Genomic DNA, 22,953 nt, shown 5'->3' on the forward strand with positions numbered 1-22,953 from the left:
CCACCTGTTATATGATTGCGCTACCTAACAATAAAGAAGAGTGCCCATCATGTTTGTAATTAAACGACTTTTTCTATTTTTACTGCTTACCGGCCTGTACGCATGTGGCGGGGGAAGTAGCACCGACACCAAAACAACTCCCACGGACACCCCACAAACTCAACCTGAGCCGGAGCCCAATCCAGAGCAAGAACAAGAGCAAGAGCAGGAACCCGAACAGGAGCCAGAAGCTGAGCCCGTAGTAGTGGAAGGCAACGAAACCTTTACTATCTTGTTGGATAGCGATGCCATCAAAATTTACGAGATAGGTAATTGCGGCGACACCCCTGGGTCCAACACTAGCCACCGCGTTTATATTGATAACAGCAACACCATTAATGGTGACATTTGGAACTGGGTAGATAACGCAGCTGCCGCATGGGATGGCATAAGCAAAGCCAATACGGCTTATGCCATTAGCCGAACTAGCAACGCTAACGACGCTAACTGCTCTAATGTAGCTACCTACAACCATATATTGGTTAAAAAGCTAGGTGATTGGACCAACCAGCACGCGAATGGCTTTTGGGTAACGAGTAAGAGTGACGAAACTATCGGCCAGCTTGGCACGGTTATCTTCGACATGTATTACGACTCTGCCAACACCATATTACCCAGCGCAGCCGCTATAGAAGCAGCCTATGGAGCAGGTATGACTGGCGAACAATTAGCCGCATGGGAAGACAGCCTGTTCCACTTAGATATTCGCGTAGATGGTGTAGAGGAAACTTCAGACAACGGCAGTATTTATAAAGCCGCTTACAACTTGGCCCTAACACCCGAATATGCCGATAAATGGCTGCGCATAGAAATACCATTAACCAGCTTTGAATTTATTCGCTCGGTAGGTTACGACAATTTCACTTCTGACCAAGCCACCGTTGGCACTAAATCTTTGCGCGCTATTGGCTTTGTAGCCGAGACTAAGAATAGATTGGTGTACAGAAATTACGATCAACAGGGCTTTAGCGAAGAGACCACTGCAAAGCTGTTTAAAGAGATAGGGTTGCGCATTAAGCGCTTCGAAATTACACCAGCCGAATAATAAACAATTTAAAAAGTGTGGTTAGCCCCTCTTGCAGTAATTATTACCTGTTCCCCTACAGGCAATAATTACTGCTTTTTTAGTTAGAGGCCGCTATTAAGCGGTAAGCATTTAGTCGATAAAAATTTGCTTATAGGCCGCAAGGGTCATACACGAAATGACCGGAATCGCTACCAGCAAACCAACAAACAGCAAAATCCCGCCCACCGCAAAAAATATTGACGCCATAATACCGTAAATAATAAGCGGCAAAATATTCTTTACGCAGCCTAAAAAACTCATGCGCATAGCGCTTATAACATTGATGTTATTTAGAACAATTAATGCAGGAGCGAATAATAGCGACATAGAGAGTGCAATCATACCCACTACTATAAATAGCATCATGGGCGCACTAAAAGCGCTTGGATCAAAATTATCTGCGCCACTAAAAGCAGCATAACCGTAATAAAATATCGGCGAGAAAATAACTAACGAGAGCACAATAGCTATAACACTTAATAAAATTAAACTGCCAAAATTGCGTTTAAACCCCTCAAACAAGTCGCTTACTTCTACTTGTTCACCGTCGTGGTTTTTCTTAAGTGCAACCCAAATGCCACCCACCCAAACATAGCTAAACAGCATGTTTATATAATTTACAAACGGCACCGCATTCAAAACAATATACAGAATGCCGCCAACAAGCATAAACAACACCCAACCACCGGCACTGCGCCCAAAATACTCAAACGCCGCACCCACCCAATTAAACGCGCTGCCCACAGGTACCATACGCGGCTCGTGCGCCACAAAATCACCCAGCGTTGCTGCATCCACTACTTCCGCTTCGGGGGCCGAGTAGGGGTTTAGTTCTTCGCTCATATTTATTCCCTTTTGTTATTGTTGGTTACCACCAATCATGTTTACTTTGATTACTACTATGTTGAATTTTGCATTTAACTACTTTTTTACGAGTATTGCGACCACTTGTAGGTAGCCCCTAACTCGATGAGTAATCACCGTTTACACGCTTACCCATCTCGCCCTCAAACAGCGGTCTAAGTATTTGCAACCTTTCGATTAAAAACTGTTTAAACGCGCGTACGCGGGCGGTTTCTCGCAAGTCTGCGTGGTGCAACACCCAAATACCCCAATCGGATGGGGTAAGCGCTAAATCGAGCTTAAAAATATCCGCATCCAACACGCTATCGGGCAGGTAGCAGGGCATGCGCGCAATTCCAATGCCTACTTTTACTGCGGCATACATCGAGGCGAGGTCGTCCACTTTTAACACCACTTTGGCATTGGGGAAGTGCTGCTGCGCCCACGCGGGCGGGTTGGTATCTTGGCGCCAAATAATGATTTTTTGCTCGGCTAGCACCTGAGGGTGCTGCTTAGAAAAGTACACGGCGTGGCGCAAATTTGCGAGCTTTTGGCCCACGAGCGTTTCTGGCGGGGCAGGGGTGACCCGCACGGCAATATCGGCTTCGCGGGCGGATAGGTTTTTTAAGCCAGGGCTTACCACTAGCTCGAGATCCACATCTGGGTATTTGCCTGTGAAGTCTTGTAGGTAGGGAATAATACAGTGGTTGGCCAGTTCGTGCGGCATCGTCACCACAAGCTTGCCGGATAAACGTGTATCCCCAGCGTAAAGTAAGCGCTCAACCGTTTGATTTTGCTGTTCAATTTCCAACGCGTGCTGATAAATAACATCGCCCGCTTCAGTTAACTGGTAACCATTTGGCTGGCGATTAAACAGCTTCACGCCGTGCTTTTTTTCCAGCGCGGCAATGCGCCGCGCAACGGTGGAATGGTTTACTCCCAGTTCCCGCGATGCACCCGATAAGCTGCCACAACGGGCCAACTCTAAGAAATAGCGCAAATCATCCCAATTATTCATCTGTGCATTTTTGCATATCAATTTTGCAAATGTCGAGAATTTACGCACACTGCAGCTAACCCTATTATTTGCCCACTTACGGCAGGTTCTGATTTTTCTCAGGCCCACATCACACTAAAGAGCAAGTAATGACAGCCTACGCAATTGGTCTACTTACCATTCACAACGACAACTGGTTAGAAGAGTACTCCAGCAAAATTTTACCGCTAATAGAAAAGCATGGCGGTAACAGGCTGGTAAAAGGCACACCCGAACGGTTAGAGGGCGCAAGCAACTTACCCACAATAGCGTTTTGTATCGCCTTCCCTAGTAGTGCCGCAGCGCATAACTGGTACAACGACCCAGAAAACAAACCGCTAATTACCCTGCGCAATAGCGGCTCCACATTAGACATGTTGTTAGTAGAAAACCCAGCTTAAAAGGAGCAACAAATGTTAGATAAAATTCAGAAAGCGAATGTGCCAGTTTTAGTAAGTTTTTCTATTTGCCCTTTTGTACAGCGCTCGGCCATTTTGTTGGAAGAGAAGCTGCAAGCCTATGAGCGCATAAATATCGATTTGGCGAACAAGCCCGAATGGTTTTTGCAGCTTTCACCCACAGGTAGGGTACCGGCTTTGGTAGTGAAAGATGACAATGCAAACCCAACAACGCTTTTCGAGTCTGCCGTTATCAATGAATACTTAGATGAAGCGTTTGGCACGCCGCTGCTGGCGGGTACAAGCTTAGAAAAAGCCTCTATGCGCGCCTGGATAAGCTACAGCGAAACGCTTATTGGCTTGCAGTATAAGCTAATGCTCGCCACACAAAGCGATGATTTTGCAGACAAACTAACCCAGTTTGTGAGCGCGCTTAAAAAACTAAAACCGGCACCCGGCAAGCCCTTTTTTAATGGCGTGGCATTTAGCTTGGTTGACGCAGCGGTAGCCCCCGTGTTTACCCGCCTTAAATGGTTGCCGCATGTAACGCTGCAATTACAGCAAGAAGCAAAAACTCAACCAGACAGTGCCGCATTGCTAAACTGGATAAATCACCTAAGCAACTACCCGGCCGTTAAACAAAGTGTTTCCCAAAGCTTTGACAACGACTTTGTAAATTACTTTAAGCAGCGCAATAGCTTTGCACTCAAATAAACCTGTGCCGCAATAACTACAATGGTAGTTACTGCGGTATAGCTTAATTAACTGCAGTGTTGAATATTCCGCTGCGAAACAAACTACAGCCCCTAAATTATTTGGCGCACCGGCGCAAAATACACCTGTATTTACTCCTCAATGCTTTTGCCAAAGGTTTAACCTCTATTCGCCCCTATAATGCTTCAATCATGCCCAACCCTTGCTCGCAACCAGCAAGGTAACTATCGCCAAACAGGTTGTAATGATTAAGATAATGGTAGGCATTGTAAATGCGCTTTTTAATGGGGTACTGCGCAGTGAATGGCCGCACCGTTTGATAGGCTTGATAAAACGCAGCATCAAAACCGCCAAACATTTCCGTCATGGCTATATCTACTTCGCTATCGGCGTAATACACCGCGGGGTCGATAAGCCACACGCGTTGTTTATCAAACAAAACATTCCCGCTCCATAAATCGCCGTGCACTAAACTTGGCGAGCTACAACTGTTGTTTAAAAACTCCATTAGTTTTGCTTGGTGTGTATTTAGCAGCGTTTGAAAGCGTTGTTTAACGTGGCTATCGGCAATAAGCGACACCTGATACTGCAATCGGTACTGATAAAAAAACTGCCCCCAATTATAACTAATGCAATTTGGCTGCGGGTTAAGGCCTATGTAGTTATCGTGTTCTAAGCCAAAGTGGGGTTGTTGGATGGTGTGTAGTTTTGCTAAGCCAACACCAAGGGTTTTAAAATGACTATCGCTTGGGCGCTGCGATTGAATATATTCAATTTCTAGCTGGTTTTTATTAACGGCTAATACTTTAGGGATACACAACTCACTACCCAGAATGGAATTATCCAAAAGCGTTTTACTAAGCAGCGCTAATCCACTGGCCTCCACCAATAAAGCATTAGAATTGACCTGCGAGTTATGTTTGATAAAAGATTGATTCGCCGCCATGGCAGTTATCCAGTTTTTTAATGTGTAACCACTTTAACCGTTCGCTGCGCCGCATTATCTGCTTTTAGGGTTAGCTCTATTACTTCGCCACCCGATTTAGCCATAGCGGCTTTGGCTTTTTTTGCTGGGCAGCCAGGTATGGCGCAGCCGTCGATAGCAATAATATTGTCACCAACCGCTACACCTGCAGCAGAAGCCGGGGAGCCACTGACCACCTCGGCAACTTTGGCACTATCGATTGTAGGTTTAAAAAAGCCGCTGGCTTTCACATCCACTTTTAACCCTATGCCGCCACTATCGCTGGCTAACAGGGTAGCGCAGTTAAACGCCACTGCTAGAGCAAGCAATAGCGTTAATCGCTTCAAGGTTGAGCTATCTATCGTTAATCTATTCATAGTGAACCCTCGCACTAATCCTTAAATAACTAACCCACAAATAACTAACCCAAATTAGCTAAGTTTGAGTTAGCTCCGTTTAATAGCAGCTACGACTGGGTATTTAGCCACAAAGTTCCATCAGGCCTAACTGGCGCCAACTCACTCACTTCTAGATTCAACCTTAAATACTAGATACCCGCTGTAGACTTGGTTCAAATATTCCAAAACCGCATTTGACAACGTTGTCTATAAGCATTTAACCTAGATACAACGTTGTCATTTGTGTTTAGACGCTTTTTACGTATACGTTTTTCTACTAACCATTGCCGTATACGCTAGAAGACAACAATAACAAGCTAAACACCCTCTCTACCTCGACGCGTTATCACCGATCCTTGCTACAGGCCCCTAAGGCTCCTGTCGGTTGTCTTGGATTGTAAGTACCTAACTTACAAACAATTAACTACCCAACGCCAAACACTGGCGAATACAACAGTTAATAACAATAACGGGGAATATCATGAAAAATAAGCACTGCCTAGCCGCTTTGGCGCTGGCGATTTCTACCCATGCGTATGCCGCACCTGGCACGCCCAATATTGCGTGGCTGCCCGCTACCCACGAAAGTGGCGAAGCCATAAACGTACATTGGGATATGTGGTGGGGTGAAAACGGCACCGAGTGGCAATTAACCGATAACGGCGACCTGCGCTGCAGCGGCAGCCTAACAGCCAACGGCCAAAACCAACAAAGCGCGGAATGCGCCGCTAACTACAGCAGCGGCAGCCATGCACTGCAGGTTAGCTTGTGTAATACCAGCGGCTGTAGCGAAAGTAATGTTGTTACTATTAACGTTAACCAAGGCGCAAGTAGCAACGTGCCACCTCAAGTATCCATTAGCGCACCGGCAAGTGCAGGGGAGGGGGACTCGATAACCCTTAGCGCTACGGCCAGCGACAGCGACGGCACGATTACCTCTGTAACCTTTTTAGTCGATGGTATTGCCATAGCTACCGATACCACCAGCCCATACAGCACAAACTGGATAGCGAAAGCGGGTACTCACTCACTTACCGCGCAAGCGCTAGATAACCAAAATGCCACAGGCGATGATTCTGTAAGTATTAGCGTTACCAGCGCCCCTAACCAATTGCCCAGCGTGAGCTTGGTTGCTCCCAATGCAAACTTAATGGCGGGCAGCGAGACCAGCTTTGAAATAAACGCTAGCGACGCCGGTGGCAGTATTAGCAGTGTTGAATTGTACTTAAACGGCAATTTACTCGGCACCGATACCAGCGCGCCTTACAACGTTAGCTGGACAGCAGAAGCGGGCGATCACAGCATTTACGCCGTAGCAAGCGACGATCGCGGCGGTGTGAGTCAATCGGACACGGTATTTTTAACCGTAGCGGAAGACACAAATGCAGCGCCTAGCGTAAGCCTTTCAACCGTACCAACAGACGCAATGGAAGGTGATGCACTCACACTTGAGGCAGCAGCAAGCGACAGCGATGGCAGTGTTGCGCAGGTGGACTTTTACCTAAACAACCAACTACTAGGCAGCGCCACAAGCGCACCCTACAGTTTGCAATGGACAGCCACGCGCGGCAGCCACACCTTGCGCGCAACCGCTGTGGATAACCAAGGTAAAACAGCCAGCGCGATTAGCACCTTTAGCGTTGCTGCAGACACAAGCGCCAGCCACGAAGACTGCCGACCAGACGGGCTTTACGCCACGCCAGAAGTGCAATCGCCTTACTGTACTGTTTACGACATACAAGGCCGCGAGCTAATGGGCAGCGCAACGCGCCGCGTGATTGGTTACTTCACTAGCTGGCGTACTGGTGGTAACGGCCCGGCCTACCTTGCACACCAAATTCCCTGGGACAAGCTAACCCACATTAACTACGCCTTTGCCCATGTGGATGGCAACAACCACGTTTCAATTGGCGCCAATACCCCAACCAATGCAGCAACGGGTATGGAATGGCCAGACGTAGCCGGTGCCGAAATGGACCCAAGCTTTAGTTACAAAGGCCACTTCAACCTGCTTAACAAATACAAAAAGCAGTACCCACACGTTAAAACGCTTATCTCTATTGGCGGTTGGGCAGAAACAGGCGGCTACTTTGATAGCAATGGCGACCGCGTAAATTCTGGCGGCTTCTACACCATGACCACCAATGCAGACGGTTCGGTTAACACCGCCGGTATCAACACCTTTGCCGACTCGGTAGTGGAGTTTTTACGCACCTACAGCTTTGATGGCGCAGATATAGATTACGAATACCCCACATCGATGAACGATGCCGGCAACCCTTCAGATTTCGCCATCGCCAATGCGCGTCGAAAAGGCTTAAACGCTTCGTACAACGTGTTGATGAAAACCCTGCGCCAAAAGCTGGATATAGCAGGGGAGCAAGATGGCAAGCACTACATGCTTACCATCGCCTCGCCATCGTCAGGCTATTTGTTGCGCGGCATGGAAGCATTTGAAGCAACCCAGTACTTGGACTACGTCAATATCATGTCCTACGACTTACACGGTGCATGGAACCAGTTTGTAGGCCCCAATGCGGCACTGTTTGATAACGGCCAAGATGCAGAGCTTATTCAGTGGAACGCTTACGGCGGCCAGTACAAAAATATTGGCTACCTCAACACCGACTGGGCTTACCACTACTTCCGCGGCGCCATGCCGGCGGGCCGCATTAACATTGGTGTACCTTACTACACCCGCGGCTGGCAGGGCGTAACCGGTGGCACCAACGGTTTATGGGGCCAAGCATCCCTGCCAAATCAAAGCGAATGCCCTGTGGGTACCGGCGGCAGCGCCACCAGTAAATGCGGCAACGGCGCGGTGGGTATAGATAACCTATGGCACGACAAGGATGAAAACGGCAACGAAATGGGCGCGGGTTCTAATCCCATGTGGCACGCTAAAAACCTAGAAAACAATATTCTAGGGGATTACCTAACAGCCTACGGCTTAGACCCAATCAACAACCCAGATCACCAACTTAGCGGTAACTACCAGCGTTATTACGACGATGTATTAGTCGCCCCGTGGTTGTGGAACGCCGCTAAGCAGGTATTTATCTCTACCGAAGACGAGCAATCCATCAACCGCAAAGCCGATTACGTAGTAGAAAACGGCATAGGCGGCATTATGTTTTGGGAACTAGCCGGCGATTACCAATTCAATGCGGCCAAGGGCCAATACGAAATGGGCCACACGCTAACCACCGCCATTGCAGATAAATTTGCCAACGCGCCAGCCTACGGCAACCAGCGTGCAGAAATTGATATGCCCCAGCAAACGTTAGATATAGGCATAAAGCTAACTAACTTTGCCTTGGGTGATAACAACTTCCCCATTACGCCAGACCTAATAATTACTAACAACACAGGCCAAAACTTGCCCGGCGGCACCGAGTTCTATTTCGATATCGCCACCTCTACCCCAGATAACATGGGCGACCAAAGCGCAGCGAGCTTAACCATTGTTAGCAACGGGTCTAACGCGGCGGGTAACAATGTGGGCGGTTTAGAAAACAACTTCCACCGCGTAAAAATAAGCACCCCAAGCTACCTCACCCTTGCCGACGGCGAAGAATGGAAAGTAGTACTTAAATACTACCTACCAGTTTCTATGCCTTCTAACTGGGTGGTTAACGTAGCTGGCGAAGAGTTTGCGCTTAGCAGCGAGTACCCTAACTTGCCGATGGGCAGCATTAGTTCTGGTGGCGGCAATAACGGCGGTGGCAACACCGGTGGCGATTGCAGCAACGCAAGCGACTACCCAGCTTACCCTAACTTTCCACAAAAAGACTGGGCCGGAAACCCCAGCCACGCCAACGCCGGTGACCGCATGACCCACAACAACGCGCTGTATGAAGCCAAATGGTGGACAAGTGCAACCCCAGGTACATCCGATTGGGACTTGGTATGTACGTTTTAATAAATGCACATGAAACAACAGGACATAAAAACAATGTGTAAAAACAATGTGTAAAAACAATAAAACGTTACGCGCTAACAGGCTAAACCAAAAACAACAAGCTTAACCCCCAAATACATGTTTGCACATTTATGCCCCAGCTTTGCTGGGGTTTTTTTTAAGTATATAAATACCGTAGATCGAAAAATGGCGCTGCCGCCTTCCAACAAAAGCGGGTACAACCTGAAACCCCTTTAATCTATTTCACATTTGTTACAAGTTTTTATTCCATTTTAATTATTAAATGTACTTTTAAAGACAGTGGTGCGGGATACTTGCGCGGAATGGTATCAAAACCGCTATAATCCAACGCTTTTTAATTACGCATCAATTAAAAAGGGAATTTATGTCTCGCCTACGGCTTCTCACACTCTTAATAATTGTTTTTACACTCGTTGCTTGCGGAGGCAGCTCCGACGGCGCCAAAAGCGGTAACCGTTACTCTGGCTCTCACAATACCTACTTTGAAGATAGTTTGTATTCAGATATTGAGTTCACCAACCGCAGTATTGAACTCTACAACCCCAACAATTACACCTCTCCGCTTGGGTCATCGCCGAACGGGCTAGAAGGTACATGGCTAGTCATTGAGCAAGCAATTTATACCAATTCGCCCACCTATCACGGCACTGTGGCTGAAGTAAAAACTTTAAAAAGAAAAGTATCTAGTATTATTCAAGCAGATAATGGCGAATTCTGGCTAATTGATTCTTCTAATGAAGCTAACGGCTATATATTTTTCGAAGAAAACAATAAGTTGTTTTTTCAGCATCAAATATACGGCAACATCGCCATCGCTGAAGTTACCTCTCAAAGTGACACTAGAATTGTAGCCACGTTAGAACAATCCAATTATGTAGATGTAACGGATAGCCAAATTACCTTTATAAAACTCAGCCATACACCTTCTTTAGGTGGTGTTTATAAAGACAACACACAGTTTATTGGCTCTTATTCATATGAAGAGTTCGATACAATAAACGGTACCACTGGAGATAAATTTGAAGATAAGCCTATCCACAGTTATCAGGATGGTTTTATCGATGTGCGATTAACAGAGGAGGGCAAGGAACCCAGACACTATAGAAACGAATATCTTTCTGTAAGCACAATTAAAGAGGATATGAACTTGTTTGCCGAAGCTCCCTCCGCCGGCAGTAATTGGCAAATGTATTGGAGTGAAAACTATATGCTAGCAAATGAGTTTGAAACAATTACCACAGCAAACCGCCTTTATTATCGTGCATTGATCGATAGCTACCTTAGTAAATTTGTTTTAGATCCAGATTATGTGTATACCGATATAGAAGAAAGATCGATCAATATTTATTACGAAAATTATGTCGCGTTAAGTACAGGCAGCGAAATAGGTGCCGAGCCACGTACAGCTGTTAGTTTAGATATCAAGGTTGATTTAAATCTTAGAGACTAACCTCAAGCACTGATTTTTAATTCGCTAGCAACGGCTGTTAACGCACAAATGTTGTCACTAACAGCCGCTTAGCTTCGCTTTTTATTGCAAGCTAGAAAAATTCACCTCTATATCCATACTCGCTGTAAATAGCGGTGTTTCATCATCGGTATAATCCGATTGATCGGCGAGTTGATTTTGGTAGAAAATGCTAAGGCCGTTAACGCTTGTTTGTTGGCTTACTAAACTCGCATCAAAGTAATATCGATGTAAATCACCACGAATAAAAGCATTATGTTGAGAGGTTAATTCGTTGGAAATTATCGAGTAATCATTCCAGTAGTAATAGGTATTACTCCACATCTTCTGCCAGTCGTCGTTATCTGATGGGTTTGCTATAAACTCGTCAAAATTCTCTGCCATTGCACTAACAATTACTAGCTCTGTTTCTAGGTGCCTAACTATTTCACCATCGTTATAGTAAATAGCTTCTTCAAAACCATCTTCAAAGTAATGAACAGGCGCGGCACTTATTTCGCCTCTTACTTCGTTCAAAAAATTATTTATAAAGTTAAAGCTCATTTCACCCACAGTTTGCGTATTACCGGTTAGCAGCCCACCTAAAGTAGGTGTATTGCTTATTTTAATAAAGCTAATGTCACTCGCCGTAACGGCTAGAGGGTCATAACTGCGCAAACTCGCGTTTATGCGATTATTATCCACAAGTTCGCCTTCAGCATATCCATTCATACCGTAAACAGGGTATTGCATATATATTGCTGAATTTTCGCGCACTATGGTAAACACCTCGGCTTCTCTGTTTGACGTTACCATCCAGTAGCTATCGTCGTCAGCCTGAATAATACTTACCAATTTGCGCGTTAAATTACGCACATCTAACTGGTCGTAAATCCAATAGCCATCAATAGTGTAAATGCTTTGGTCAACCACCAACCAAGTGCCAACTAAACTATTCGAACTCGCCGCTACTGGTTGGTAGGTATCTGCATCGTAATAGGAGAGCTCGCTGTTAGTTAAAACAACATCGTCAAATAATGGGTATTTTTCGGCAAAGGTTAAATCCCTTGTATTGTCGTTATAGCGTGGCGACGGGTTAGAATTACTCCCGCCGCATGCACTTAACATTAGCGCAACTAGGGCGAGACAAAAAATAAAATGTGTTTTCACGGGTGATCCTTAATATATCTATCCATTATTGGCTAAAAACAGCTTGGTAAACTCATTAACAGCTGTTAGCGCCGTTAGTAAAGTAGGCCTGATAAGCAAAGCGCCATCAGGCTTTTTTAAACAATTATACGCGCAATTAAAAATTATAACCCACCCCTAAATTAAAGCCATCGTAACTGCCTGCATCATCGTTTTTATTTAATAATCGGCTTTGAATACTACGCCATCTAACAGATAAAAAATCACCCCGAAATCAGTTTGGCTAGCGCTTTTCGCTTCTATTTCACGCCAAGTACTTTGGCGAAACGAATTTGAGACACGCTTAGTTACTATAGCTAGCCAAATGGTTAACAGTGCAAGAAAAGTTGATACGGCGTTTACGCCGATACATAGTGCGGTTAAACGGGGTTGTAAGTGTATAGCGCCAATAGCTACGCACATAAAAAGATAAAACTACATTAAATTTATATCCAAGTTGCGCTAAACCTAAGTTGTAGCTCTATTGTTACGATCGAGTAACACAACTTGGTTAGAAAGGGAGGGTAGATGAAAGTGCCGCCGAGAGATGCCTAAACGCTGGCCTAGGCTTTGTGGCGCTTTAACCTTCTTTTCCCGAACTCCCCGATAGATTTACCAACTAAATATACCCATAATGGCCATAATTAAACATATGGCTGTATATGCCAGCGACATATATTAAAATTGTTAAATTTCTAGGAGAGATATGAAAGCTTTATATATCGCAATAATTTTTCTTACATTATCTGGCTGTGCTTCACTTGGTCCAGCTTTTACGCAGCAAGAGTTTTCGTCTGCGGATAAAGCTCTAGTATATTTTTACAGGCCCTCTCGGTTCTTTCAAGGTGGGGGAGGCCCTGATGTATATATTAATGGCGTAAAGGCGTTCAGAATGCATAATGGATCTTATAGCCACATATCTCTCTCGCCGGGTACGCATTTGATTAGTCCTAAGAAACATTTTAATTGGGGCTTGGATGTGATGGACAAAAATATAAATGTTGTTGCAGGTAAAGTTTACTATCTTAGGATGGATTTTTCTGATGCAGGAGCTTCTCCAATTATAATAGGCGGGGTCGGTACCGCAGATATCTCTGGCACAACGGTATTCAATATCGTCGATAGTAGTGTGGCTGAAGAAGAGATTGTAAAAACAAAGCTTGTTCCGTAGTAATTTAACAAAAATCTGCACCTGACATTTTTTGCTACGCTCAATTGTGTATGTCGCGTAGCTCCATTTTACACAATTGCTCTCCGCAAAAACTGCAGGTGAGCTTGGTGTTAAGCATCCAAGTTCCCCAAGAAAAGTAGACACTTTGAGGTACGCTTTTGGCCGGATAAAGTCAAAAGCGCTACAGACACTGGCCATCTTGGGAATGTCTACTTTCTATGGGGAAGAGCAGCTTCGTCGCAATTTTTTCGAACTCAAGGAGTCCTTTGTCATGCGTATCCGCAATCGCTTTTCTTTATTGTTTGTCAGTGCTTGCTTGGTGTTGAGCGCCTGTGCGGAGCAGGAGTCTTACACCTCTTCCACATCCGACAGAACACAGCAGGTGGCAGGTACTGCGTATAGGGCCTGCGACAATTGCCCGGAAATGATCGTGGTGCCGGCGGGCAGTTTTCTGATGGGCAGCCCAGCTTCCGAAGAGGGGCGCAGCGAAGCCGAGGGCCCGCAGCTTAAGGTGACCCTGGCCAAGGTCTTTGCCATGGGCAAACATGAAGTCACGCGTGGCCAATTCAGAGCATTTGTGGATGCGACGGGTTACCTCACTCAAGCAGAGGTGGAGGCGGACAGGGGCTGCCTTACTCTCGATGTGCGTGATGATGGCAACGGTAATTGGGGCTGGTCGGCGAACCAGAACTGGCGCAACGCGACACTTTATGGGTTGGAGCAGGGCAGCGACGCGCATCCGGTACTGTGTGTGAGCCAGCAGGATGCCTTGGCCTACATCACTTGGTTCAACGAAACCCACTTGCCGCCCGATGAGCGGGCATATCGCCTGCCTACGGAAGCGGAATGGGAGTACGCCGCACGGGCCGGAAGCAGCACCACATACAGCCATGGCACCGATGTGACCGCCATGTGCCGCTATGGAAATATCGGCGACCAGACTGCTCTGCCAAAGGGTCACGCGTGGCCCGAATGGGTCACCTGCGATGATGGTTATGTGTTCACGGCCCCTGTCGGCAGCTTTCAAGCCAATGCCTTTGGTTTACACGATATGCACGGCAATGTCTGGGAGTGGACAGAAGACTGCTGGCATGACAATTACATTGACGCACCGGTGAACGGAGAGGCGTGGGAGGAAGAAAATGGAGGTGATTGTGCCAACCGGGTTGCGCGCGGGGGTTCCTGGTACTTCCACAGAGGGGATCTGCGTGTCGCTTTCCGTTTTATCAACAACCCAGCCATGCGCTATAGTCTGATGGGTTTTCGGCTTGCACAGGATTTGCCTTAAAGCCAAAGAGATCTGGCTTTTCGGAAAAGTTAATACGGCGCAAAATCAACAACTCTGGCCTTATTGATCTTTTCCGAGTATCCCTAGAAGAGTAGACACTTCGCCAGTCCTAAGTGTTGACTTAGTGTTCTGGATACCGCATTGCTCCAATGTCCGTGCTTGGCCGGTTAAAGTCGCAAGCGCGCTAGATCTGGCGAGGAAAACGTGACAGTCATGTTATAAATACGTTCCGGCGCTTGTTTTGTGCTTTTCGCTACGCTTGCACAAAACATTCACCTCCACTACGGCCCCTGTGGGCGGCGTTAGCCAACACGGAGAAATCATGACACAGAGAGTCATCGGATATTTTGAGGCAGATGTTCTATCTCTATATAGCTCGAACCCTCATAAATACACCATAGACACTGACTACTTTGAAGGTGAGCTAAAAACATCCGCAGAATATTTTGAAGAGCTTGATACTTCTGGGAAGCTTGATGAGTACATCCGTATTAGATTCGGGTATCACGCAAAGTCTGATGGAGGACTGTGCTTGGCTGTTTTTATCCCAGACTTGGCTAACGCTGCGCCCTTAGAGCAAAAGAAATGGTCACCATTTATTGTTAAAGATGATGCTTTAGCAGATTCAGACGAGCGGTTTACCATGTGGTTTGATAGAAATATTCAGGGTAGCTGGGGAGTGAAAAATGGGGCTAGAAAGCGCCTTACAGCAGTAATCGAGAAAATCAATGCTTGCTGTAAAGCTCTCACTGGACATCCTTTATATTCCAAAGTCCCAAATAGTTCTGTTACATACCCTAGTTCTCAGAATACTCACTCTTATGAGGATTCACATAAGAATTTATACGGTTTTCTCGTTGATGGTTTGTCTAAAAGATGTTTACTCGCTCTGGCTGAAAAACGTCAAAGAAATATACTAGAAGCAGAAAATATGAAACCACCGACTTTGTTGCGTCATGTATTCACAGAGTTCGATAAAGAATCTCAGTTGCACAAACTTTTAAGTCTAATAAGCACTGAGCGTGGCAATAGTAGTCACGGTGTAAGAATTTCTGCAAAATCATGTGATGCCTTCGGCCTCTTTAATCGTGATTTAGAGCGGGCCGTCGAGTCATTTGAACTGTTGCTAAATCTTATCGAGCAAGAATTCAATGTTTCTGCAACACATGAACTAAGCAGGCAGGAAATGATGCAGTATTTACCAAAGATTGTTGATGGCGGCATAGAATCCGATTACTCGATCTGCCAAGCTACCCAAATGGTTGGTAAAACAGTTGAAAAAGTGTGGTTTGGCTTGCGAGAGGATCACGTACAGATTCACCAAAGTGAAGCGTTATTCATTCAATTTACAAACGGTGAACTACTCGCAATTGATACAGGTTCCAATGTTTTGAATATAGCAGACCAAGCAAAAATAAGGCCCAACGAATTCCATGTTGATCTGAATTTAACTTGGGTTCCAGCACCATCAAATGGCTAACAAGTTGCTGCATGCCGACACATATTGCTACGTTCGTTTTTGTGTGTCGCTGCGCTCCATTTTACACAAATGCTCTCCGCAAAGGTTGCAAGTGAGCTAGGCTATTAAATACCCGTAATTGCGAAGTCCAAGGCATTGATAATTTGTTCTCTAAAATGCGAAAGAGAGCCAACGGGATTGCTTAAAATATTTACTGGAATGGAAGAAATTTGTGGTGTTAATAGAAGAAGCTGTTCGTCTTCAAAGGAAATTTCTGGTGTAAGGTTTGTCATTGCCTCATTTTTAAATGAAGCAGCATAACTCAAGGGAATAACTATCCGAGTTGCAATTTCCGAAATGTAGGGGCTTTGAATATCAAGCAGGTACGGGTAGTGTTTTTTGCTCTGCTTGCTGGGGTTACGGTATACGTCATATTGAGCCATTAAAAAGCCCTGTATTCGTCAGCAAAGCAGCCATTCTCCTCTACGAAGGAGTTGTATGCTTTAATGGCCGCTTTGTTCTTTTTTGCCCATTTTGTGGCTTCGGCTTGAGCCAACTGCTGCTTTAAGGCTTGTTCTAATGTGGCTGAAAGGTTTATGTTTAAGGCGCGCGTTTTTGCCAGCAAGTCACTGTTTACACTGAGGTTTGTTGGCTTTTTGGGGGCTTCGGTATCGTACAGGGGGTCCATATAAACACCTCATTTATGCGTATATCTATGCGCATAGTAAAACATTTAACACCTATATGACCAGACCTGTCAAAGAACAATAACTCACCACAACCCTTGGTTTAACCCATAGAGCTAAAAAAACTATTTTGAATGTTTTTACTGACGATAATTTGATGAGGGGCTTAGCGGTAACTGTACTAAACACCTATTGAGAGTCAGCCCAAATTAACGTTCGACGCTTTCATTCGCTGATGTATTTTGGATGCCTTAGCTTTGCTAAGGCGCTACTAGAAATTTATCGGTTACCTTTGGGTCTGCCGCTTTAAAGCATCAGGCTTACGGTGTTTTGTAACCAGTTATAAATCACTCAGTTTGAGGGCTGTAAAACATCAAAATATTTAGGGCGGGTTGCATGTTCTGTCTAATCAAAGCGAAGTAGATGCGATGTAATTGATTATAGTAACCTTTGATTAAATAATATTTTAGTGGTGTGCGCCCGATAGCGCGTGGCTTATCGGGCTTTTGCTAGGGTGTTACTCTTGTTACTCTGCTTCTACTACCGTAATAGATACGCGAGGCACATAGGCCTGCTGATATGAGCTATCACGATTCGCAGTATGATTTATTACTATTTCATACACGCCGGGTTGAGCAATACCAGGATGGGTAAGTATTACACTTTCTTGCGTTAGCGTAGCTTCATCTACCGTGAAATAGGCTTCATACAAATATTGATTATCGCCTTCGCGCAACCCAACCCCTTCGTGGGCAATTATTCCTAAGTTAATACCTTGCGCGGTTAAACTAAAAGGTTGCCCCGCTACAACTTGCGTTTGGGAAAGCGCTGTTATTTGGGGAAATTCTTTTACGTAGTTTATTTCGATACTTTTATCTGGGAAGCGCGCATCTTCGCTAGAGAACGTTATAGTACCTGTACCAGTGCTATTATTGGGCAACGCCGCAATACCTTCTACGTTAAAAGTGTATTCAACAGAGCTATCCCCCCAGTAGTTTTCTCGTTCTTCGGGGGTAAGAAAATTACCGCTCGTATTTAGCAGTGTTATCCAAGGAGTAGTGGTGCTTGCTGTCCATTCACCTTGTGCTTGGCGGCTATTGTCTACATATGCAGATCTAGTTTCATTGCTATATAAGTATTGGTCGAATCGTACTTCGTTAAACTGATTAAAAATATCAAAGCCATCTACCACATTAACAATTACATCAACGCTACCCGTAACTTGCGTGTAAAAAGTAGACCCGTGAATGCGCGCTCGATATGTGCCTAAAGGTAAATTTTCGGTACTGAGATCTAAATGTAAATAATCGTCAGAGCCACTCGGCCAACCTAACCAATCGGCACCATCTATATATTCAACTGTAAATTCTTTGTAATCTAAAATATCGCGATTTTCACCAGTAATTAAATAACGCGTAGAATGATTATTATTTGGTGAGCCGTACAAAGCATCTATTTCTATTGGGTCTTCAAAGAAAATAAATTGGTTATTCGCACCACCTTCTCTACCCACTAAATAGTAAACGGTAAAAGGAATGGTGTTTTCAGAATTTGTAAAACCCAACGTGTAATTAAACGTATAAGATCCGTCCGCTAGGGTAGGGGTTGTTAATGTAAAACCTTCTTCACTGGCATTGGTAATTTGGAAGTCAGCTAACATTTGATCTGGGAATACTAATTCACCAAGCGACGCCGAAAGCTCAGTTTTATACTGCACAGCAACACCTGCCGTACCCGATTCCGCGTTAATCGCCACAAACTCTCTATCGTAGTCTACTACTGTGGTGTTGCTGTAGTTTATCGGTTCCATACGGAAACCTGATTTCGGAATAACAATGTTATACGGCAAGGTTAAGGGCGAATTTGCTAAATGGTTGTTACAGTTGGCGTCGCTACAAAGATATATAGAAATGTTGCCCGTATATGTGCCGCCCCACAGGGTTTCGTGGGTTTCTATTTGAGCACTCACACTATCGGTGTCTTGATAGAAGGTAATAGACCTAAATGTTTCAACATCCGCATCTGCACCAACATATAGGGTTGATACACCGAGATCACCGCTGGCAGTGCCCGTAACAAACAATACTTGAACCTCACCTGCAACTGAAGCTTGATGATTAATACTGCTTGGGCTGAGCGAAACCGTTAGCGAACTATTAGAGTTGCCACCACTAGTGGAGCTGGAACTGGAACCAGTGCTTGAACCACCGCCGCTCGAAGTGGCTGTGCCTCCGCCGCCTCCACAGCCGGATAAAACACACGCCACTACAAATATGGCAATTTTTCTAAACACACTCTGTTTGTACACTTTGGTTCACCTTGGATGATTTGTTTTTTTATAGACAACCCAGAAGGCTGTTACCTCCAAATGCCTAAAAAACATACAATATATAGGAACCTCTGATTAACCCCAACCGCTTTTTGGCTTTCAGGCATTTTTGTCCTCTAGGCATTTTATCGAGGCATAGTGGTTGTCTGTCGAAATACAATAACAACGAGGACGAGAATGCCTGAAAGCCCCGTAGGGCGTGGCAAAAACGTCCATCCGCTTCGTTGTTGTTCTTACTAAGGACTAAGACCATTAGCCGCGAAGAACGCCTTGCGACTGGACGTTTTGGCTCTCGCAAAAAGCAATTGGGGTTAATCAGAGTTTCCTATAATTAATTTATTCTACGCGAACACTATTTACTGTATTTCACCTTGTTTAGACCATCCCCACGCCCAACTCAACCTATAACATTTTCATAACATTTGGCTTAATTAGGGCGCTAAAGTTGGGCCGATGCGGTCAAATACCCTAAGATGAAAGACAACACAGCACGTTTCAATAACTGATTAGACCGGTATTTAAAGATGGCTAACAAAAACTTGGGTTTGCTAGGCGAGCAATTCGTAACAGATGAAAGTACCTACCTTAATCGCCGCGGGTTATTAAAGGCGCTGGGGTTTGGTGGCGCGATGGCAGCTATGCCTGCTCAGGCGGGTGTTTTTGATTTATTTGGCGGTGACGACGAGGCAAAAAGCCCTATCTTCCAGCGCAAGCCGCTGGCCTATAAAACCCAACACCCCAAGCCAGATTTAATACTCACCCCAGAACAAAAGGTGATGACCCACAATAACTTCTACGAATTTGGCACCGCCAAAACCGACCCAGCCAACAACGGGCAGGGCATGCAAGTAGAGCCTTGGACCTTAAAGGTAGAGGGCGAAGTGGGTAAACCCGGCACGGTAGATGTGTGGCAGTGGATGCAAAAAGCCGGCTTGGAAGAGCGTATCTACCGCATGCGCTGCGTTGAAGCCTGGTCGATGGTGATTCCGTGGATTGGTTTCGAGTTAGGCAAGTTTTTACAGCAGTTCGAGCCAACCAGCCGCGCCAAATACGTTGCTTTCGAAACCCTGTACGACCCGGAACAGTTTCCCGGCCAAAAAAGTCGCAGGCTTGGCGGCGGTATAGATTACCCCTATGTAGAGGGCTTGCGCATGGATGAAGCCATGCACCCTTTAACCCTGTTAAGTGTGGGCTTATACGGCAAAACACTCGCCCCGCAAAACGGCGCCCCCATCCGCTTAGTCGTGCCTTGGAAATACGGCTTTAAGGGTATTAAATCCATAGTAAAAATTAAATTAGTAGAGAAAATGCCACCAACTACGTGGAATTTACTCGCCAGCGGCGAATACGGCTTTTACGCCAACGTTAACCCCGCCGTAGATCACCCGCGCTGGTCGCAAGCTACTGAGCGGTTTATAGGTGCAGGCGCGCTTAGCGTTAAACGCCAACCAACCTTGCCTTTTAACGGCTATGGCGAGCAGGTTGCCTCGTTATACACAGGTATGGATTTAAAGAAATTCTACTAATGCAAAGCAAACTAAAGCGCCTTGCTCCTTTTTTACAAATGTGCGTGCACATCTTCGCGTTACTACCACTGTTGTGGTTGTTTTACGCCGTGCCCAAGGGCTTGTTAGGGGGCGACCCGGTAAAAGAACTTATCCACTATTTAGGTTTGGGTGGGCTACGCTTATTACTGCTTTCGCTGCTAATTACACCATTGGTGAAAAAATTTAAGCTCGGCCCGCTTATAAAATTGCGTCGCCCACTGGGGCTGTGGTGCTTTACTTGGGTGAGCTTACATTTTGCCGCGTGGATGGGCTTAGATTTAGCGTTAATGTGGGGCCTAATAGGCGAAGAGCTGGTTAAACGCACCTATATTGTGGTGGGTTTTATTGCATGGCTTATATTGCTAGCGCTGGCGATTACCTCTATACCTGTATTAATGCGCACAATGGGTAAACGCTGGCGCCAACTGCACCGCGGCGTATATTGGGTTGCCGTGCTGGCCTGTTTACACTTTTATTGGTCGGTAAAAAGCGGCTGGGTAGAGCCCGCAGTATACGCAGCCATAGCATTAGTGCTTTTATGGCCTAGAAAGCGCAATATGGTGCCTTGGTAAGTAGGCCTGCACACTAAGGTTTGAGAACTCTAATTTGCAACTAAAATTTACAACTATAACTAGCAAATAAAACCGGCAAACATAACCACCTAAGCCAAACCCAAAAGCCGCTATACTTCATCTACATATCTGTTCACCAATTATAGATAACTCGCTAATATAGATTAGCTATTAACAATTGAAAGCAAGATCAACAACCAGAGAAGGGATACTCACACAACAAGGTATCTACAATGCTAAAACCCTTCTTTTTAGGCGCAAGCCTTACACTTTCCCTAATAGCTGGCTGCGGCAGCGCACCGGTAAAAATGGCAGACCCAGCTACGCGCAATACCACCTTTCCAGAGTATGTAACCACACCGCGCATAATGATTGTGGGCGACTCTATTTCTGCAGGGCCGGGCTGTTACAAAAAACACCTCAAAGCCAACTTAACCAACGCGGGCATAACCAACTACCAATTTGTAGGCAGCTATAGCGACGATTGCGGCGGTAATGTTATGCACAGCGCGGTAAGTTGCTCTACCACTGCAAACTTTTTGGACCACGAATTTTCGCTACCCAATTGCTTTGCCGACAAAAAATTCGCCGGTATTACCAAGCTAATGCAAGATAACAAACCCGATATGGTTATGCTGCAGCTAGGCGTGAACGATGTATGGGGCGGCAGCACATCGGTAAGTTACGTAACCGACAACTACACCAAGCTTGTAAAAAAAATGCGCGCGCAAAACCCGCATGTGGTAATAGTTGTGGCGCAAATTCATAAAATTATTACCGACAACTGCGACAATATGGGCAGCTACCGCAACGCCGAAATGCTTGTACAAGCCGTACCCGCTTGGGCGCGCGCAAATAGCACACAGCAATCGCCCATTTACGTGGCCGATTTATGGACCAATTCGGACCCCAAACAGGCGCCCGATTGTGTTCACCCAGGCGAAGCCGGTGCCGAGCGTATGGGGCTAAATTGGTTTAACGCGCTCAAACCTTTGCTGCAATAAACAACACAACGTATTATTGGCGCACGCCCTAGTAAATCTGCTAGGGCGCTGTACACTAACAAACCCACTAAAAACCTATTAATTATTTAGATTACAATGGCAATAAGTGAATTCGAAATAAAACGCTGCGAAAAAGTGATTTAAAATGGCACAAGTACCCACCACAACCCGAGGTGAAAAGCCTAGAAGCATTTACCGAACTAGTTATTAAAGATGAAAATGCTTACTTCTTTGGCTAACCACAAACAGCAAGCCCTAAGCCAACTTAAAACGGCAATAGAGGCTTACCAGCCGCTTAGCCAAAGTACGTGGCTAGCTATGCAACAGCTTTGCAGTTTAGCTCGGCTAGATAAAAACCAAACTCTTTACCCTGTGGGGACTATTCCTAAAAGTTTTGCGTTTGTGGTGAGTGGTTTGGTGCGCGTATTTATTACCGATGAAAAGGGCAGTGAATACAATAAGCACTTTTTTACCGAAGCCATGTTCCCCGGCGCCATGACATCGCTGTTAACCCAAACGCCTTCGCTTTATTGTTATCAAGCCATTGAGCAAAGCGTAGTTATAGAAATAGATTTTAAAGGCTACCGCGAGCTATTGCTGCAAGCCGATGACCTAAAACTATTTCATATTTACTACTTAGAAAAAAATTGGCTGCTCGCCAAAGATGCCCGCGAAGTAGAAATAGTGCAACAGGATGCGAGCGAACGCTATGCACAGTTTGTAGAAAATAATAACGCACTGGCGCAGCGCTTACCGCAGTACCATATTGCCTCCCACCTTGGTATAACCCCCACCCAATTAAGCCGCATACGTAAAAAATTATTGGTTTAACGCTTTTTATCAACCACTTTATCGAACTAT

21 protein-coding genes are annotated in these 22,953 nt (G+C 45.5%); 13 read left to right on the forward strand and 8 right to left on the reverse strand.

The genetic code is table 11. From position 1 onward, the window contains the following. Positions 1 to 49: 49 nt before the first annotated feature. Positions 50 to 1,084 carry a hypothetical protein gene (locus tag SDE_RS20780; protein ID WP_011470445.1) on the forward strand — a complete coding sequence of 345 codons (1,035 nt, stop codon included), beginning with the start codon at positions 50 to 52 and terminating at the stop codon, positions 1,082 to 1,084. A gap of 111 nt (positions 1,085 to 1,195) precedes the next feature. Here the strand turns inward: SDE_RS20780 and SDE_RS20785 are convergent, their stop codons facing one another. Then, positions 1,196 to 1,948: a BPSS1780 family membrane protein gene (locus SDE_RS20785; protein ID WP_011470446.1), complete on the reverse strand. Its 753-nt coding sequence runs from the start codon at positions 1,946 to 1,948 to the stop codon at positions 1,196 to 1,198. Between the two features lie 118 nt (positions 1,949 to 2,066). Beyond that, the gene (locus tag SDE_RS20790; RefSeq protein ID WP_143710935.1) at positions 2,067 to 2,966 is read right to left on the reverse strand and encodes a LysR family transcriptional regulator; all 900 of its coding nucleotides are present in this window, start codon (positions 2,964 to 2,966) and stop codon (positions 2,067 to 2,069) included. 128 nt (positions 2,967 to 3,094) lie between these two features. Here SDE_RS20790 and SDE_RS20795 point away from each other — a divergent pair, with 128 nt between their 5' ends. After that, positions 3,095 to 3,385 (forward strand): DUF1330 domain-containing protein, encoded by a 291-nt coding sequence (locus SDE_RS20795; RefSeq protein ID WP_011470448.1) that lies wholly within the window; start codon positions 3,095 to 3,097, stop codon positions 3,383 to 3,385. Between the two features lie 12 nt (positions 3,386 to 3,397). Then, entirely contained in the window at positions 3,398 to 4,096 is a 699-nt protein-coding gene (locus tag SDE_RS20800) for a glutathione S-transferase family protein (RefSeq protein ID WP_011470449.1), read from the forward strand. Between the two features lie 175 nt (positions 4,097 to 4,271). Here the strand turns inward: SDE_RS20800 and SDE_RS20805 are convergent, their stop codons facing one another. Both SDE_RS20805 and SDE_RS20810 read right to left on the reverse strand, forming a co-directional pair. Further along, a complete protein-coding gene (locus tag SDE_RS20805; protein WP_338056770.1) occupies positions 4,272 to 5,051 on the reverse strand; it encodes a fructosamine kinase family protein in 780 nt (259 codons plus the stop codon). A gap of 8 nt (positions 5,052 to 5,059) precedes the next feature. After that, positions 5,060 to 5,437 (reverse strand): PDZ domain-containing protein, encoded by a 378-nt coding sequence (locus SDE_RS20810; protein WP_011470451.1) that lies wholly within the window; start codon positions 5,435 to 5,437, stop codon positions 5,060 to 5,062. Positions 5,438 to 5,939: 502 nt separating this feature from the next. On the opposite strand from SDE_RS20810, the gene SDE_RS20815 reads away from it, so the two are divergent. Both SDE_RS20815 and SDE_RS20820 read left to right on the forward strand, forming a co-directional pair. Further along, positions 5,940 to 9,380 (forward strand): chitinase C-terminal domain-containing protein, encoded by a 3,441-nt coding sequence (locus tag SDE_RS20815; RefSeq protein WP_011470452.1) that lies wholly within the window; start codon positions 5,940 to 5,942, stop codon positions 9,378 to 9,380. A 385-nt stretch (positions 9,381 to 9,765) separates the two neighbouring features. Then, positions 9,766 to 10,851, forward strand: coding sequence for a hypothetical protein (locus SDE_RS20820; RefSeq protein ID WP_011470453.1), 1,086 nt, complete (start codon positions 9,766 to 9,768; stop codon positions 10,849 to 10,851). Between the two features lie 81 nt (positions 10,852 to 10,932). Here SDE_RS20820 and SDE_RS20825 read toward each other — a convergent pair whose 3' ends face one another. After that, positions 10,933 to 12,018 (reverse strand): hypothetical protein, encoded by a 1,086-nt coding sequence (locus SDE_RS20825; RefSeq protein WP_041324970.1) that lies wholly within the window; start codon positions 12,016 to 12,018, stop codon positions 10,933 to 10,935. A gap of 724 nt (positions 12,019 to 12,742) precedes the next feature. Between SDE_RS20825 and SDE_RS20835 the strand changes: the two genes are divergently transcribed. From SDE_RS20835 to SDE_RS23160, 3 genes are all read left to right on the forward strand, one after another. After that, entirely contained in the window at positions 12,743 to 13,207 is a 465-nt protein-coding gene (locus SDE_RS20835) for a DUF2846 domain-containing protein (RefSeq protein ID WP_011470456.1), read from the forward strand. A gap of 205 nt (positions 13,208 to 13,412) precedes the next feature. Continuing rightward, the gene (locus SDE_RS20840) at positions 13,413 to 14,495 is read left to right on the forward strand and encodes a formylglycine-generating enzyme family protein (RefSeq protein WP_049762743.1); all 1,083 of its coding nucleotides are present in this window, start codon (positions 13,413 to 13,415) and stop codon (positions 14,493 to 14,495) included. Between the two features lie 322 nt (positions 14,496 to 14,817). Beyond that, on the forward strand, positions 14,818 to 15,975 hold the full coding sequence (locus tag SDE_RS23160; protein WP_011470458.1) for a hypothetical protein: 1,158 nt from the start codon (positions 14,818 to 14,820) through the stop codon (positions 15,973 to 15,975). Positions 15,976 to 16,079: 104 nt separating this feature from the next. On the opposite strand, the gene SDE_RS20850 is transcribed toward SDE_RS23160, so the two are convergent. The 3 genes from SDE_RS20850 to SDE_RS20860 all read right to left on the reverse strand — a co-directional run bounded on the left by SDE_RS20850 (position 16,080) and on the right by SDE_RS20860 (position 18,948). After that, positions 16,080 to 16,397 carry a CcdB family protein gene (locus SDE_RS20850; protein ID WP_011470459.1) on the reverse strand — a complete coding sequence of 106 codons (318 nt, stop codon included), beginning with the start codon at positions 16,395 to 16,397 and terminating at the stop codon, positions 16,080 to 16,082. Further along, positions 16,397 to 16,642 (reverse strand): type II toxin-antitoxin system CcdA family antitoxin, encoded by a 246-nt coding sequence (locus SDE_RS20855; RefSeq protein WP_011470460.1) that lies wholly within the window; start codon positions 16,640 to 16,642, stop codon positions 16,397 to 16,399. Before SDE_RS20855 ends, SDE_RS20850 begins: the two co-directional genes overlap by 1 nt. Positions 16,643 to 17,166: 524 nt before the next feature. Next, the gene (locus SDE_RS20860) at positions 17,167 to 18,948 is read right to left on the reverse strand and encodes a hypothetical protein (protein WP_011470461.1); all 1,782 of its coding nucleotides are present in this window, start codon (positions 18,946 to 18,948) and stop codon (positions 17,167 to 17,169) included. A gap of 545 nt (positions 18,949 to 19,493) precedes the next feature. On the opposite strand from SDE_RS20860, the gene msrP reads away from it, so the two are divergent. The 5 genes from msrP to SDE_RS20880 all read left to right on the forward strand — a co-directional run bounded on the left by msrP (position 19,494) and on the right by SDE_RS20880 (position 22,923). After that, positions 19,494 to 20,495 carry a protein-methionine-sulfoxide reductase catalytic subunit MsrP gene (gene msrP / locus SDE_RS20865; RefSeq protein WP_011470462.1) on the forward strand — a complete coding sequence of 334 codons (1,002 nt, stop codon included), beginning with the start codon at positions 19,494 to 19,496 and terminating at the stop codon, positions 20,493 to 20,495. Next, positions 20,495 to 21,088, forward strand: a complete 594-nt coding sequence (gene msrQ / locus SDE_RS20870) for a protein-methionine-sulfoxide reductase heme-binding subunit MsrQ (protein ID WP_041324972.1) — start codon at positions 20,495 to 20,497, stop codon at positions 21,086 to 21,088. Before msrP ends, msrQ begins: the two co-directional genes overlap by 1 nt. A 233-nt stretch (positions 21,089 to 21,321) precedes the next feature. Further along, positions 21,322 to 22,092 carry an SGNH/GDSL hydrolase family protein gene (locus tag SDE_RS20875; protein WP_011470464.1) on the forward strand — a complete coding sequence of 257 codons (771 nt, stop codon included), beginning with the start codon at positions 21,322 to 21,324 and terminating at the stop codon, positions 22,090 to 22,092. 173 nt (positions 22,093 to 22,265) lie between these two features. After that, entirely contained in the window at positions 22,266 to 22,331 is a 66-nt protein-coding gene (locus SDE_RS23250) for a hypothetical protein (RefSeq protein ID WP_369126226.1), read from the forward strand. Then, positions 22,306 to 22,923: a Crp/Fnr family transcriptional regulator gene (locus tag SDE_RS20880; RefSeq protein ID WP_011470465.1), complete on the forward strand. Its 618-nt coding sequence runs from the start codon at positions 22,306 to 22,308 to the stop codon at positions 22,921 to 22,923. The genes SDE_RS23250 and SDE_RS20880 overlap by 26 nt, the downstream gene beginning before the upstream one ends. The last annotated feature ends 30 nt before the right edge of the window (positions 22,924 to 22,953 follow it).

Origin of the sequence: Saccharophagus degradans 2-40 (assembly GCF_000013665.1) — a bacterium.
Lineage (GTDB): Bacteria > Pseudomonadota > Gammaproteobacteria > Pseudomonadales > Cellvibrionaceae > Saccharophagus > Saccharophagus degradans.

Bases quoted from the DNA above. Each gene is read 5' to 3' on its own strand.
- SDE_RS20780 (WP_011470445.1), top strand. From the start codon at position 50: ATGTTTGTAATTAAACGACTTTTTCTATTTTTACTGCTTACCGGCCTG.
- SDE_RS20785 (WP_011470446.1), bottom strand. From the start codon at position 1,948: ATGAGCGAAGAACTAAACCCCTACTCGGCCCCCGAAGCGGAAGTAGTG.
- SDE_RS20790 (WP_143710935.1), bottom strand. From the start codon at position 2,966: ATGAATAATTGGGATGATTTGCGCTATTTCTTAGAGTTGGCCCGTTGT.
- SDE_RS20795 (WP_011470448.1), top strand. From the start codon at position 3,095: ATGACAGCCTACGCAATTGGTCTACTTACCATTCACAACGACAACTGG.
- SDE_RS20800 (WP_011470449.1), top strand. From the start codon at position 3,398: ATGTTAGATAAAATTCAGAAAGCGAATGTGCCAGTTTTAGTAAGTTTT.
- SDE_RS20810 (WP_011470451.1), bottom strand. From the start codon at position 5,437: ATGAATAGATTAACGATAGATAGCTCAACCTTGAAGCGATTAACGCTA.
- SDE_RS20815 (WP_011470452.1), top strand. From the start codon at position 5,940: ATGAAAAATAAGCACTGCCTAGCCGCTTTGGCGCTGGCGATTTCTACC.
- SDE_RS20820 (WP_011470453.1), top strand. From the start codon at position 9,766: ATGTCTCGCCTACGGCTTCTCACACTCTTAATAATTGTTTTTACACTC.
- SDE_RS20835 (WP_011470456.1), top strand. From the start codon at position 12,743: ATGAAAGCTTTATATATCGCAATAATTTTTCTTACATTATCTGGCTGT.
- SDE_RS20840 (WP_049762743.1), top strand. From the start codon at position 13,413: ATGTCTACTTTCTATGGGGAAGAGCAGCTTCGTCGCAATTTTTTCGAA.
- SDE_RS23160 (WP_011470458.1), top strand. From the start codon at position 14,818: ATGACACAGAGAGTCATCGGATATTTTGAGGCAGATGTTCTATCTCTA.
- SDE_RS20850 (WP_011470459.1), bottom strand. From the start codon at position 16,397: ATGGCTCAATATGACGTATACCGTAACCCCAGCAAGCAGAGCAAAAAA.
- SDE_RS20855 (WP_011470460.1), bottom strand. From the start codon at position 16,642: ATGGACCCCCTGTACGATACCGAAGCCCCCAAAAAGCCAACAAACCTC.
- msrP (WP_011470462.1), top strand. From the start codon at position 19,494: ATGGCTAACAAAAACTTGGGTTTGCTAGGCGAGCAATTCGTAACAGAT.
- msrQ (WP_041324972.1), top strand. From the start codon at position 20,495: ATGCAAAGCAAACTAAAGCGCCTTGCTCCTTTTTTACAAATGTGCGTG.
- SDE_RS20875 (WP_011470464.1), top strand. From the start codon at position 21,322: ATGCTAAAACCCTTCTTTTTAGGCGCAAGCCTTACACTTTCCCTAATA.
- SDE_RS20880 (WP_011470465.1), top strand. From the start codon at position 22,306: ATGAAAATGCTTACTTCTTTGGCTAACCACAAACAGCAAGCCCTAAGC.